Origin of the sequence: Brevibacterium aurantiacum, assembly GCF_007558825.1 — a bacterium.
In the GTDB taxonomy this organism is placed as follows: domain Bacteria; phylum Actinomycetota; class Actinomycetes; order Actinomycetales; family Brevibacteriaceae; genus Brevibacterium; species Brevibacterium aurantiacum_A.
The window spans coordinates 1-12,697 of sequence record NZ_VLTK01000027.1 but is presented as its reverse complement, the minus strand read 5'-3'; the positions used below and the strand labels follow the sequence as shown (position 1 = coordinate 12,697).

The 12,697-nt window shown below is 57.1% G+C and carries 16 protein-coding genes and 2 pseudogenes; 6 read left to right on the top strand and 12 right to left on the bottom strand.

All coding sequences use genetic code 11. The annotated features are described in order from the left end of the window. The first annotated feature begins 154 nt into the window (after positions 1 to 154). From FO013_RS21725 to FO013_RS21715, 3 genes and pseudogenes are all read left to right on the top strand, one after another. Positions 155 to 850, top strand: a complete 696-nt coding sequence (locus FO013_RS21725; protein ID WP_143924647.1) for a hypothetical protein — start codon at positions 155 to 157, stop codon at positions 848 to 850. Between the two features lie 186 nt (positions 851 to 1,036). Next, entirely contained in the window at positions 1,037 to 1,564 is a 528-nt protein-coding gene (locus tag FO013_RS21720) for a GNAT family N-acetyltransferase (RefSeq protein ID WP_260848324.1), read from the top strand. Between the two features lie 142 nt (positions 1,565 to 1,706). Continuing rightward, positions 1,707 to 1,883, top strand: a pseudogene (locus tag FO013_RS21715) (HAD family hydrolase); the annotation flags it as partial. Here FO013_RS21715 and FO013_RS21710 read toward each other — a convergent pair. Next, complete coding sequence (locus tag FO013_RS21710; protein WP_143924645.1) at positions 1,867 to 2,160, bottom strand: SDR family oxidoreductase; 294 nt, start codon at positions 2,158 to 2,160, stop codon at positions 1,867 to 1,869. The pseudogene FO013_RS21715 and the gene FO013_RS21710 overlap by 17 nt on opposite strands. Before the next feature lie 161 nt (positions 2,161 to 2,321). Here FO013_RS21710 and FO013_RS21705 point away from each other — a divergent pair, with 161 nt between their 5' ends. Further along, positions 2,322 to 3,095 (top strand): hypothetical protein, encoded by a 774-nt coding sequence (locus FO013_RS21705; RefSeq protein ID WP_143924644.1) that lies wholly within the window; start codon positions 2,322 to 2,324, stop codon positions 3,093 to 3,095. A gap of 499 nt (positions 3,096 to 3,594) precedes the next feature. On the opposite strand, the gene FO013_RS21695 is transcribed toward FO013_RS21705, so the two are convergent. The 9 genes and pseudogenes from FO013_RS21695 to FO013_RS21655 form a co-directional block, all read right to left on the bottom strand. Next, positions 3,595 to 4,002 (bottom strand): hypothetical protein, encoded by a 408-nt coding sequence (locus FO013_RS21695; protein WP_143924642.1) that lies wholly within the window; start codon positions 4,000 to 4,002, stop codon positions 3,595 to 3,597. Between the two features lie 876 nt (positions 4,003 to 4,878). Beyond that, positions 4,879 to 5,124 carry an antitoxin VbhA family protein gene (locus tag FO013_RS21690; RefSeq protein ID WP_143924641.1) on the bottom strand — a complete coding sequence of 82 codons (246 nt, stop codon included), beginning with the start codon at positions 5,122 to 5,124 and terminating at the stop codon, positions 4,879 to 4,881. 107 nt (positions 5,125 to 5,231) lie between these two features. After that, entirely contained in the window at positions 5,232 to 5,579 is a 348-nt protein-coding gene (locus FO013_RS21685; protein WP_143924640.1) for a nuclear transport factor 2 family protein, read from the bottom strand. 213 nt (positions 5,580 to 5,792) lie between these two features. Then, a complete protein-coding gene (locus FO013_RS21680; protein ID WP_143924639.1) occupies positions 5,793 to 6,194 on the bottom strand; it encodes a VOC family protein in 402 nt (133 codons plus the stop codon). 296 nt (positions 6,195 to 6,490) lie between these two features. Then, a pseudogene (locus FO013_RS21675) lies at positions 6,491 to 6,820 on the bottom strand (VOC family protein); the annotation flags it as partial. A 104-nt stretch (positions 6,821 to 6,924) separates the two neighbouring features. Next, a complete protein-coding gene (locus tag FO013_RS21665; protein WP_143924637.1) occupies positions 6,925 to 7,629 on the bottom strand; it encodes an O-methyltransferase in 705 nt (234 codons plus the stop codon). A 159-nt stretch (positions 7,630 to 7,788) separates the two neighbouring features. Beyond that, entirely contained in the window at positions 7,789 to 8,703 is a 915-nt protein-coding gene (locus tag FO013_RS21660; protein WP_143924636.1) for a hypothetical protein, read from the bottom strand. After that, a complete protein-coding gene (locus FO013_RS22570; protein ID WP_186293268.1) occupies positions 8,700 to 8,858 on the bottom strand; it encodes a hypothetical protein in 159 nt (52 codons plus the stop codon). The genes FO013_RS21660 and FO013_RS22570 overlap by 4 nt, the downstream gene beginning before the upstream one ends. 340 nt (positions 8,859 to 9,198) lie before the next feature. Continuing rightward, on the bottom strand, positions 9,199 to 9,756 hold the full coding sequence (locus tag FO013_RS21655) for a TetR/AcrR family transcriptional regulator (RefSeq protein ID WP_143924635.1): 558 nt from the start codon (positions 9,754 to 9,756) through the stop codon (positions 9,199 to 9,201). A 100-nt stretch (positions 9,757 to 9,856) separates the two neighbouring features. On the opposite strand from FO013_RS21655, the gene FO013_RS21650 reads away from it, so the two are divergent. Both FO013_RS21650 and FO013_RS21645 read left to right on the top strand, forming a co-directional pair. Beyond that, positions 9,857 to 10,633 (top strand): SDR family oxidoreductase, encoded by a 777-nt coding sequence (locus tag FO013_RS21650; RefSeq protein WP_143924634.1) that lies wholly within the window; start codon positions 9,857 to 9,859, stop codon positions 10,631 to 10,633. 29 nt (positions 10,634 to 10,662) lie between these two features. Further along, the gene (locus FO013_RS21645; RefSeq protein WP_143924633.1) at positions 10,663 to 11,064 is read left to right on the top strand and encodes a GlcG/HbpS family heme-binding protein; all 402 of its coding nucleotides are present in this window, start codon (positions 10,663 to 10,665) and stop codon (positions 11,062 to 11,064) included. Between the two features lie 327 nt (positions 11,065 to 11,391). Here FO013_RS21645 and FO013_RS21640 read toward each other — a convergent pair whose 3' ends face one another. Continuing rightward, on the bottom strand, positions 11,392 to 12,276 hold the full coding sequence (locus tag FO013_RS21640; protein ID WP_143924632.1) for a DUF4097 family beta strand repeat-containing protein: 885 nt from the start codon (positions 12,274 to 12,276) through the stop codon (positions 11,392 to 11,394). Continuing rightward, the coding region (locus FO013_RS21635; protein ID WP_222103704.1) for a hypothetical protein at positions 12,273 to 12,697 on the bottom strand (425 nt) is incomplete at its 5' end. The genes FO013_RS21635 and FO013_RS21640, both read right to left, overlap by 4 nt.

Below are 12,697 nucleotides of genomic sequence, written 5' to 3'. Positions count from 1 at the left end.
CACCGAGGGTGGCATCCGGGCTGTTTATCTGAGTCTTGTCGCGGACTTGAGCGCGACGGACGGTTCCACTATCATTAGGAGCGTAACGCCCCGGTGACTATTCGAGCTTCACGGCTCGGACTCCCGGGGCAACAGTATTTTCAGGGGAGGGTGGGTGGACGCTGGTGCAGCGCCAGACGGCCTCGACGGTCTCCTCAGTCAAGCGCGCTTCGACCGCTATCTGAATCGCTACAACGGCAACCGGACGTTGGCCCTGCGACTATACACATGGAACCTCGCAGCTTCTTCGGCACTTTGGGGTCCGATCAACATCCTTGAGATCGCCGTGCGCAACGCCATTCACGACAAGCTGGTCGAGCGCACTGGCCGCGGCGACTGGTGGGCCGACACGAGATTTCGCCTCTGCCGCAACGAGCAAGAAGCTATCAATTCTGCCGTCTCAACGCTGCAACGTCGTGGCACGCAAGACCCCAACAGTGACCAGATCGTCGCTGCCACGTCGTTCGGTCTCTGGGTTGGTCTCACCGGCGCTGGAATTGCCCGCGACCGCCTGCTCAGTTATGAGACGACGTTGTGGCAACCGCGCGTGCAACACGCGTTCCCACACCGCGGCGATCGCCGGCGTAAGTACATTCATGCCTGCCTCGACGATATCCGGGTTCTACGCAACCGTATCGCCCATCATGAGCCGATCTATCGCTCTCCATTAGAGACCATCTACAACGACATCCTTGAGATCACGGCGATGATCCACCCTGATGCGCGAGGCTTCATCGAATCGCACAGCCGGGCCCATGAAGTCATCGGACAGCAGCGTGATGCTCTGACCACAGGCGAGATTAAGTTCTGATTCGACGCCAAAGATGACATGCAAAGGCAGTCTCAAAATACGTCAACGATCATCGACAGGTTTGGGTAAGAGCCCTGAGCTGAGTCGGGCGGTTCGGTCCAGCCCGAGTGGATTTGAAGAAGCGTTTGTGAAATTCGTGGCGACGTCTTCCGAAGCCGAAACTGAGACAGCAGGAGGACAACGACAGTGCATGCAACCAGCAAGGTAGCAGAGGATACAACCCGGATGGCACCATGGAGAGTTGCTCGGGAGAGACCTGTTCCCTCGGCGGTTGAACAGATTCTTTCAACCGTGCCGGAATGGTTTGGACAACCAGACTCGAACGCTGAGTACATCGAAGCTGCGAAGACGCTAGAAACATGGACTGCCAGAACCGCGGATGAGTCAGTCATCGGGGTCACCCTCATTGATCACCACTTTCCCGAATCAGCGGAGATTCACTTCACCGCAGTCGAGAAAGCTCATCACGGTCATGGCGTTGGCACATCAATGATGAGCGCAATCGAGACTGATCTTCGGCAACGAGGCGTGCAGTTGCTCACTGTCAAGACGCTCGGCCCCTCACATTCTGACCCTGGGTACTCGCTTACCCGCAGGTTCTATCGCAAGCACGGGTTTATCCCGCTTGAGGAGACCTCTATCTGGGGTGAGGGGACTCCATGCTTGATCATGGTGAAACCACTCGCTGTCGAAACCCCTTCCGTGCAGGAGTAAGTCCAAGTCGTAGACTTATACTCTAATGCCCTCCCATGCCTGCGCACGCGAAAAGTAAAGGCTTCACCATCGGTGTTGCAGGCAATCAGCCGGACGCTGAGATCGATCAGTTAGGTTCGCTCGGCTACGCGCTGACTTCGTTGCATCTTCAGCTGGGTGGGGTATGGAGAAGCCGTTTCCACTCTTCTTTGAAAAGGTAATCGAAGCCGCCGAAGTCTCTGCGGAGCGGGTCCTCTATGTGGGCGATCGTCTCGATGACGATGTCTTGCCTGCTCAGCGAGCCGGGATGCGTGCGGCTCTTCTCATCCGGGGGCGTTGACCGCAATATGCTTGTCGAAGCTCTCGGCGGAGGTGTCGAGCACTCCCGATTCTTCGTCGTGTGCGTGACTGAGAACGAGACCTGCGATGTGGCCGTGATCGGCGTGAACACGAGAGACTAACTCGGCAGGTGCTTCTGGGTCTGACAAATCGCACGGGTAGTCACCGGAGTTGAGATCACTAGTGCACACTTTCCATCCCTCTGCCTTCAGATGAGAGGCAATCCCGCTGGCGATGCTGTTCGAACGCGCCGCGCCGGTGATCAATACGGTAGGCATGGGTTGAGTCTATCGAGAGGCCAAAGCTTCCTCATTCCAATTTGTCAAGCGTTTGCTGCCGAATGCAGGTAAACAATCTATCCGCGGATCTGTACAAAGTGGAAGGCATCTCGACACTCAGTATCCGAATAAGAACTGGCGTCTCCCGATAGAATGAACTGATGGGTAAAAAAAGCCGCCGTGCTAATCGACGTCAACGAAAAAATAACTCGCCAAGCCAGCCGAACCACAGGTCGAGAGGAACGGAAGATTTCCTTCACTTTTCGGACGAGGTGGAGAACTTCGCGCGCGCACTGCTTAACGTTCAGACGGCCCAATGGGCCTACGAAGAGTCCGCCCATGACGTCGACCTCCCAATGCCACTTCGCGAAATCTTGTCAGTCGATATTCAAACCCTTCTGGGCCCTCTGGAAGAAATGGAGTGGGCGTACTCCTACATCGAGGCCGACGGTCCTACCCCCGCAAAAACAGCACGAGGCGCGAACTGGACGGCGCCAATCATCCCCGGAATCCTGTCGCATCTGGCAGAGATCGCAGGCGACAGCGACCTGCCATTCCGCGAACAAGCTAACCAAAACGGTCTGAAAGATCGCGAAATCACAGAACGGAAGAACCTCGAAGCAACTGCACACTGCCCTCGCGGCGCTGAATGCAAGGTCCGTCGTGTCACCTGGCCGGGCAGAGACCTCGGCCCTGCCTGTTGGAGACATGTCACTGATGACGAAAAAACTGAGCTCTCACTCATCTACGATTCCGCAGTGACCGAGCTCGAATGCCGTGGTTGCCACGCTTCCCCAGGCAAACAATGCACTGAGGACACTCCCCGCATGACTCGAATAGACGGCTACTATTCTCCGATTCGATCATTCAACAAGAGAAAGGTACACCGCGTGCGCCTCAGCGACTATGCCGAAACACTTGCGGGCCAGCGCTGAATTTACTCCACCTGTCACGAAGATACGCACATCAGTGACAGTGAGAAGCATTCGCTTCGGGATTCAACTGTGGGAACCGCGTTTCCCACAGCTGGCTCACCCTTATATCCAAACTCAGCCTCGCCCAAGTTTCGAGCAGACGGTCACAGTTGAGAAGCTTCGCCTGAATGTCTGCTGTGCCCTCTGCCAGAAGCGCTTGATAAGCCATCCGAAGTCCGCCCTGATCTCCAATATCAACCCACCGATCATCTTGCCAACGCACCCAAATGGGCAACTCGATCACGCCCCGATATGGCCCTCGAATTGATTCCCACGTGGCTGGAATCTCATAGGGTTTGATATCTCGAAACCGAACCCTCTTCTCGCCGCTCATTGCCCATGCCTCTTTTCGGTATAACAGTACTGTTCGTCAGTCTCTTCCGTGTCTGACGAGCAAGGACTTTGCCCGGATCTATCCCTCGAATCGCACTGTCGGTTTCACACTGTCATAATCAGCAAGTTAAGCGAGTTGCTGAACTCTTTGGCGCGACAGGCCGAGCACCGTAGCCGCGTCAACCTGAGAGACCCCACCTTTGAGAAGTCCTCTTACCGTTTGGCGGCGGAGCTCTGCGGCTTCGTGGAGATCTGCGCGGCCGCGCACTTCTAGTTCCTCGGCTCGTTGCTGAATCAGTTCAATGCGCTCCGGGAGAACAAACTGTACGGCTACTTCGAAATCGTCAGGATCTCCGTCGACCCACGATGCGGCAAGGTCTTGGGCCTCCTGGGCAACTTTTGAAGCGGTCTTAGCCTGCCCGACCGGCTTCATTGTCGCTCCGCTGCCACTAGGTGTCGGCATACCGAGATCAGGAATTTCAAAGGTCCACCATTTGCCATCTCTATAGGCTTTGGCCGCGATCACTCGTTTCATTTTCATTCTCCTGGTTTGTGTAACAGTCTGTCGAAGCACGTTGCGACTCCACTATCTCAGGGCCAAATTGTCTACTCCCGTCAAGCACTCGCGCTGCGCGGTCTACAGACAGTGCCCGCGCTCCTTGGCAGGGTTGATATGGAAGTAACGTTCAAAGTCGAGATTCGCCTTAACGAACGAGGATTTGCGGGCCCTGGGGATCAGACGACCGCAAGCCTGGGGTCGACATGTATCAACTTTCATCCGGCAACGTGCCTAGCACTTTGTAGTCCCCTACCGACATATTGCGCCACGACTATCTCAGGTACGCGATGACAGTCCCTGGGTTGACCTTGGTATCGCGGTCACTACCAATCAGCAAGTAGTGATCTTTTGTGATCCGGACTTCGGCCAGCTCACCGAGGCCAACAAAATGCTTGCCGATGTGACTCGTTCTCAGCGAGTCCACTTTCATTGTCTGCTGATCAGAAGCGGCCTTCTCCTGAACATCAGGAGCGCATTTGCGACACGGCCGAAAGCGTTTCTGATGAGCCCGCAACCAGTCGGCAGAAACGTAAGTTGCGTGACTGTACACGGGCCATTCTTCCAGCCTCTCCACGTAGATCGTGTTCCCTTCGCCATCCTCACCGTGGGCAAACTAGTCTGCTGCCGCCTTGTGTGCCACGAACGTCACCCCGCACCTGATGCTGAATTTCTCTGCAATTGAGAGTGTGAACAATAGCGGTGCCGTCGCTGAGCTCATTGAAGATGAACTCGCGCGCCCTGTCCTGCATTGTCATTCGTTGGTCCCGCCAAGATTCTTCTGGTGGTTCGCAGTGGTGGGCTCCCGCGAGCCGCGGGGGTAGTCCCGAATTCCCGTGTCGAACTGGTGCGGCATCAGCTGGATATGAGCTTCGCATACTCTCGCCGGCGCTCTGCAGCCTCATCGGCGCGGCGGAAATACTCTTCCTGAGTGATCGCACCACGAGCACGGTCCGTCAGATTCTCGACGTCTTCACGGTTCGGAGACCACCCTTCATGCCATGCTGCCGAGAATGACTGCACGACGCTGGTCCGCTGGGTGTCGTCGAGCTCTTCGAACAGCTCCGGCCAACGCTCTTGAATATCAAGCTGATCAGACATGGTTGCCTCTCTCCTGTAGAGACGCCTACGACTTCAAAGACGATGCGCCAGTGTACTTTGAACAGTTCCGTCTCCGTGGTGATCCTTGCCTAAAGTTGGCCTTCACGTCAGGCGTCTGCGGATCCTTCACGATAGATCTTTGCTCGGGTTATCTTGTCGTCGACAAGATCGAACACGGCGATCAGAGCGGCTGACTTTGAAGTGCCTTCGTACCTCCAATTCTCAGTCATTTCAATGGCAACTGCATTTTCCCCCTCGATGATGCGTCGAAGGTTGAGCTGTGGGGTGAGCGCCTTCATTGCGGCGGTGAAAAACTCGCGTAGTTGGCCCTTGGGGACGGTGTAGTCGCCGGTCACCCAGGCGGCCGAAGGGCCAAAGTCTGCGAGTAGCGCGTCAACGTCTTGGTTGTTGAACGCCTCGATATGTCGGTTCACCAGGTCTTGCGTGTGACTCATGATGTCTCCCAATCGATATTTTTACCACCATCTCGACGACACTTCTCGTCGCGCCTGCCGCTTCGTTATCGACCAAGCTTTGGGCGGCGCGCGACCGCGGGATTCCGCTGATGCCCCCTGGCGAGCTATTAGAGCTGTGACCTCTCGAGTGTGAGTCGCAGAGCTTAGTGGCCGATGACGGGCACGGCAGGTGGTTCGTCGATCGTGGTTCGGCTATTCCGTTGGATCTGTGGCGACGAGCTCGACCTTGAACCGCTCGACGTTGTCTAAGAATGCAGCGTAGTGCTCATCGCCACCCGCCCACGGGTGACGATCCACGTAGAGCTGATTCCAACCATTCTGCGGTGCCGCCTCCCACAGGCGATCTACGTTCTGCGTTGTACCCGCATGGAAAGCGAGGTGGTTGAGCCCGGCATCACGGCGATCGTGGATTCCGTCCCGTGGAGCGCTGGCAAGCACGATGTATGTCGATCCGTGCCGCCAGTTGCGGCCACCATTCCACTCTTGGTAAGGCGTATACCCGAGGACGTCGAAAAGCCATGCCCAAGAGCCGACGGATGACTCAAGGTCCGAGACCTGTATCTCAACGTGATGCAACAATCCGAAGTCACTCATCCCGTTATTTTCCCTGGACTCAGACCCGACAGCAACAAGAGGTGCCTTCCTGCTATTGCGGGGTTGAATTCGGTGTCGACTGACTGATCACTCGACCGTCCCAGTGCCTTGGTAGTGGGACACCGAAGACGAGCAGCCTCATCGATCGGGCGGTAGCGGTGAGATTCAGCGGTAAGTGGCGGTGTTTTTTGCAACTTTTCGTGGCGGTACTGAGTTCACGATCTCCACATGCGTCTACGGACTGCTCGGCGAAAAATGAGCGTCGAGACTCTCCCTCCCTGCTCGATTGGTCAGCATCAGTCGTGAAAGTCTTCAGGCTCCCTCGGGATGCGTTTGGCCATGAGGCAGAACCTATTTCCTTCCGGATCGGCGAGGACGTGCCAGCTCCCTGACGGAGCTACGTCTGTTCGCTTTGCACCTAGGGACAAGAGCCTCTCGAGCTCGTCCGCTTGACTGCAGTCAGTCGGACACAGATCGAGATGCAGAGTTCCATTTGCGGGAGTATCGTCCGAGCGATCGAAGAGAATCGTCGGAGCATTCGATGCCCCTGAGATAGCGGCCCCTGTTTCATCCTTGGCCGAAATTTCGTACCCGAGTGCTTCGCACCAGAATCGGCTCAACCGATCTGGGTCCTGGGCTCACCCTACTTGCCAGTGTCGGCACAAAGTCGCTCTGGACCACTCAACCAGACGCGTCACGTCTTCATCCGTACGGCCTTTGGCTCGCCGGTTTAGCGTCGCCGGGCGATAATGACTCCGTCCCACCCCTTTTCTCCTACTGTCTGGAGTGCCGTACCGTCCAGGTCGGGATGGGCTGCAATCTCTTCCGCGACAGCACGTACCCCTTGAACTCTAGGGTCAGCGCTAGCAGCGTCAGCGACAGCTCCGTTACGAACGACGTTGTCGATGACGATGACTGCACCGGAACGTGTGAGCTTCAGTGCAGCCGCGAGGTAGGTGGGGTTGTTCGGCTTGTCGGCATCGATGAATACGAAGTCGAACGGTTCGGCTCCGTCGTGAATCAGTCGCTCTGCCGATTCCGTTGCAGGTCCGACGATCGTCTCGATTCGATGTGAAACGCCAGCGGCATGAAAATTTGCCTCAGCGACCGCAGCGTTGTGTGGTTCAAGTTCGAGCGTGACGACTTGTCCCTGCTCGCCGACTGCTCGTGCGAGCCAGATCGTTGAGTATCCCGCTAGCGTGCCAAACTCAAGTACACGTCGAGCACCAGCGATCTGGGCCAACAACTCTAGGAACGCACCCTGATTAGCTGCGACTTCGGCATTCGGCATTGTGGTCTCAACGCCCGAATCACGCGCTACAACTAGGGCGCTGTCTTCCCCGACAAGAGTCGACGTGAAGTACCTATCGACTGCGAGCCAAGCGTCACTCGCTTCATAACGGTTAACCGGTACAGATGGTTCGGCTTCGTCCATACGTCTATTCTTCCGCATCCAGAACCATTGACCATAGTGGGTACTCACTGGTAGTTCCGGCTTGCGTTTACAGAGTGAACGACCGCCACACAGTCAGCGCCCTCTCTCTGCGGGGACTGATGCAGGGTTTGGTGACATCTAATCTGGCTTGAGTCGCCGCTACCCATGAACATCAGAGACTCGGACCTTTAGGAGTGGTCTACGGGTTTCGACGATTCCATAGCAACATACAGCGAGAACGAGACCGACAAGGAGAATCCACGAAGTTGTCGTGCTGTTCTCCGGCTCGATGATGGCTTCTGTGACGAAACTGATTCCAGGCACCCCCGCCATGATGACGGACGTCAGGGTAGCTGATGTTCGCATCATGCCCGATTGAATCAGGACCAGCGGTAGCGCGACAGCAGCGAATCCCAATAGCGCGAACCACAATAGCCGTGAGCCAACTTCTGTCGCCGACGGACTGTGCTGCCAACTCACGACCGCGCACACGAACGCCAGAAGATACGTGGCGTGGTAACGCACGGCCAGAATCGAAAAAGCGGACACACCCGAGTCGGCGAGTCGTCGCGAAATCGTCGCGAGCACTGCGAGCCCGACCCCGGCAATGATGCCCAGCGCCATCCCGACCACGGTGCCGGTTCCCGGCGCCGAGGCTCCAGAGATCTGTTGGGACCAGCCGAACGCGATTGAAATGGCGAATATTGCGAAAGCGATAATCCACAGACGGAATCGTGTCCGACTTGCTCCGAAGCTGGCAATGCACAGGGCCGCGAGCGGAGCTGCAGCAGCTTCGGCACCAGCAGCCAGAGACGCGGGAATCCAAATCAATGCGAGGTAGAAAGCACCGAAAGTCACTGCTGTGGCGAGATTCAGCCAGAGGCCATCAATCGGTCGAATGTGTGTTGTCTCCGTCCTGTCGGTGGCTTTAAGCAACACTCCGACTGCGGAAGCGATGAGAAAAGCGCACCCGAGGAAGAGGAACATCGAGTCGGAACTGACAGTGATCCCGACCAGTGCATTCGCCGCCCCTTGAAAGATTGCGCCGAGGACGATGAGCATCAAAGGCATCATCCGGCTAAGCCACTGGTGACATCGAAGAACAATCCACGGTCTTCGAGCTCGTGAACCGCTTCGACTGAGTTCATAACTTCTGCCTTCAGATGAGAGGCAACCCCGCTGGCGATGCTGTTCGGACGCGCCGCGCCGGTGATCAATACGGTAGGCATGGGTTGAGTCTATCGAGGGGCCAAAGCTTCCTCATTCCGACTTGTCAAGCGTTTGCCGTCGAATGCGGGTAAACAATGTATCCGCGGATCTGTACAAAGTAGAAGGCGCCTGTACAAATGGGGACTCAGCGGAGAAGTGTGAGCTTCAACGATAAATGGCGGTCTTATGACAACACTCAGTGGCGGGGTGAATCTCATTGACTACGTGTTTGAGCTTCAGCCGCAAGGAGTCTCCCATGCCATCGGTTCTAAGGCACATTAGTTGCGAAACGCGTTCGATCTGCTCTCAGATTCAGAAGTTCGATCTGCTCTCAGATTCAGAAGAAGGTAGTGCCATGTCTTACTTCGCGGCGCCAACGAGGGCTTCGACGGAAGTGATCAGCAGGGCCCGGTGCTGCTGAATGCGGGAGGCTGACCACGGATCGTCTGGCGCATGTGCCCGCAGGGCAGCGGACGCGGATTGCCATGCAGTGACTTGGCCAAGCAACAGGGCGAGCACATCGACTGCCATCTCACCGAAGAACTCAGTCAGCACTGTCACTTTCGGCTCATAAGCGTAAACCTCATTCGGTGACGCCTCAGCTCGCTCAAGTCCGGCCCAAGTGGTCAATCTCAAAACCTCAGGTCGTGCAATGAGATAGTCAAACAACGCCCCCGCGTAGGCAGGCAAGTCCTCAGCGGTGAACGGTACCGACTCCGCCATATCGGTCAACGCTGATGTCACGACTCGATCAAACAGATCGTTCTTCGATCCGAAATGCACATAGATCGACCGCTTGTTGGCTTGCCCCGTCTCGGCGATCCGGTCCACTCGCGCGCCAGCCAACCCGTACTGGGCAAATTCGGCACGCGCGGCAGCGAGAATCCGTCGCTTGGTATCTGTGGCATCAGGGGGCATGTCTTCATCCTAAAGGTAACCATCTAGTTATTGACGACGTGGGTGTGGTGTGGAAGCATCGTATCTGTAAGTATCCAGATAGTTACATTGAGGAGTAAGTATGTCCCAGAAGATTCTCATCACCGGTGCCAGCAGTGGCTTCGGACAGGGCGCGGCTCTTGAACTTGCCCGCCGGGGCAATGACGTCATCGCCGCTGCAGAGACGTGGCCGCAAGTACGTAGCCTGAGAGCTGATGCCAAAGACGCTGGTGTTGAACTCACAGTCATCAAGCTCAACCTGCTCGATGAAATCGATATCACCCATGCTGGCTCTTTCGACGTCGACGTCCTCGTCCTCAACGCCGGCGTAATGGAAGGTGGGGCAATGGTCGATATCCCGCTGCAGCGCGTGCGGGAATCGTTCGACATCAATCTCTTTGGACACCTCGAATTGGTCCAGGCGATCGCGCCGAAGATGATCGCCCGGCAGAGTGGGCGAATCGTGTGGACGTCGTCGATGGGAGGGATCCTCGTTGTCCCGTTCCTCGGCGCTTACTGTGCGACCAAACACGCGATCGAGGCCGTCGCTGGCTCTATGAAGGCTGAGCTGGAGCAGTTCGGCATCAAGGTCGCCACCATCAATCCCGGAGTCTTCGGAACCGGGTTTAACGACACCGGCGCTGAGAGCTACGTTCAGTGGCACGACACCGCGACCGCACATGTGCCCATGCCTGACTTCGGGCCTTCGCTGGCTGACCAAGCTGATCCGCAGGAGATGGTCGATGCGATGGTCGAGACCATCGTCTCCGATAGCCCGGACTACCGGACCATGCGACCGCTGGAGACCATCGAGGCTGCTAAGCAGTGGCAGGAAACAGAGTGGACACAGAAGGCCTGAGAGAGAACTAAAAGAAGGGACTCAACCACATGTCACACCCCACGATCACACTTGAAGCAGCCAACCAGATCATCGACGCCGGGCAGGAGAAGGCGCGCGATCTCGGACTCAACGCCGCCTTCGTCGTCCTCGATGCCGGCGCGAATCTCGTCGCCTTCGAACGCATGGACGGAGCCTGGTTGGCATCGAATGATCTCGCGCTGGCGAAGGCCCGCACTTCCGTCATGTTTGAGGCACCGAGCGAAGCATTGAATGCTCCGCTCCAGCTCGGTGAGCCAGTCGCTCACTTCGATCACACAAATGGCGGACTGCTCCTCATGGGTGGTGGGATTCCGCTCTTCGACACGAGCGAACGAATCATCGGGGCAGTTGGAGTCTCAGGCGGAACACCTGAACAAGACGCCGAGATCGCCCGCGCTGCGGCCGACTAACAATATGGGTGTCGGAGGGTGTCGCCGTGCTTAGTCGCATGGCGACACCCTCCGACGCTAGATCTGCAGAATCGTCAATTTCCCCGGCGAGCCTATCGATCGAGTAGGCAACACCGATTGGATTCTCAAAAGCCGTGGGTTTTGAGGCATGTGAGTTATGAGACAAGTTGAATCTGCCGATCACCCACAAATGTAACTCTCCGTGTTCTTGAGGGCGTCGAGGTCTTCCAGCAGATGTGTGTGAGAACTTCCCCGTTGTGCAAATGTGAGGAGCACCCGTTGGCCTCGTTGAGCCCCGGAACTTGCCAAGGTGTCGGTGTCTTCTCATCACCAAAAGGCCTCCACAGCACAATCCTCTGACTTGGCACCGTGTTCGACATACGGCGATCGGAGAGCGGGCCTGTTTGTGAGCGATCGTCCGGCGGGAGCTCCAACTGCTTGATCAGGGTTGGGCTCAGTCGGTGCGTAGTTCGATGTCGCCGTTCTGNAGTCGGTGCGTAGTTCGATGTCGCCGTTCTGGGTTGTCACGTCGATCCTGTGAGGGCTGTTCTTATCAGTATTGAGGGCATTGTTGACTGCGCCGTTGTCGGTGGTGGATACGACGGCGTACGGCTGATCCGGGACCTGGAGAGCGATGGCACCGTTGTCTGTGGTGACAGCGACATCAGACGGCACGTCTTTGAAGCTGAGTTCAATCTTACCGTTTTCTGCTTGGGCGTGGACGTCGCTGGATCTGAGGTCGGTGGCACGCTGGTCTCCGCTGGTGCTGTTCAGGGAGAGTTTTCCGGACATGTCACTGACGGCGATAGCGCCGTTCTCAGTCCGGATCATCAGGGCGGTCTCGAAATCGGCTGCGGTGACGTCACCGTTCGACGCGTCGAGGGTGACGGCAAGGTTTTGTGGCACAGTGACTTGATACTGGACGTCGCAAGAAGAAAGGAATCCACAGTCGGTGGCGAGAGTGAGATCATCGGCTGAGAAGTCCCAGGTGGCTTCACCTGGGTCGCCAGAGAACCAACGAGTGACCTCAACCTCGTCGACGTCGCCGGGATGGAGCTCGATGTTGCCGCCGGATTCTTTGGTGATAGTCAGATGATCGCCGACTACAGCAAATGAGGCCGTATCCGGGGCAGCGTTATCGACGGAGCCACATGCGGGAAGCGTGAGAGCGGCGAGCGTGACAGCGAGCAGGATCGCGGGGCGGCGGGTCATCTGATCTCCGTTTTCGTGGTGGTACCGGGGCTTGTCTCCTCGGTGTCAGGACGAGGCGGCCGTCCGAATTGCCGCGGTGGCCACTGGTTCTGCGCGTGTGCCTCGCCCGCGGCGGCATCCAGTGCTGGCGCCAAAGGCGTCAACGCGGCCCGCATCCGATCGGTCAGCGAACCGGTCGGCACGACGAACCCGCTTATTGATGATGGGCTGGCGGCTGATGACAGCCAGTCATGAATGGCGACGCGTGTGGCAGCGGCGAGGCTCGCGGAGAGTGCTCGCGCAGTCAGCGGGTCCATATCGCCGGCACGGTTCATGAGCGCTTGCGCCAGTGGGGCCTCGCTCATCTTCACGCTATCGGCATACGACGATTGGAGTGCAGTACTGCTCGTGATCATTAGCAACACGTCCTGCGCCTGAGTGC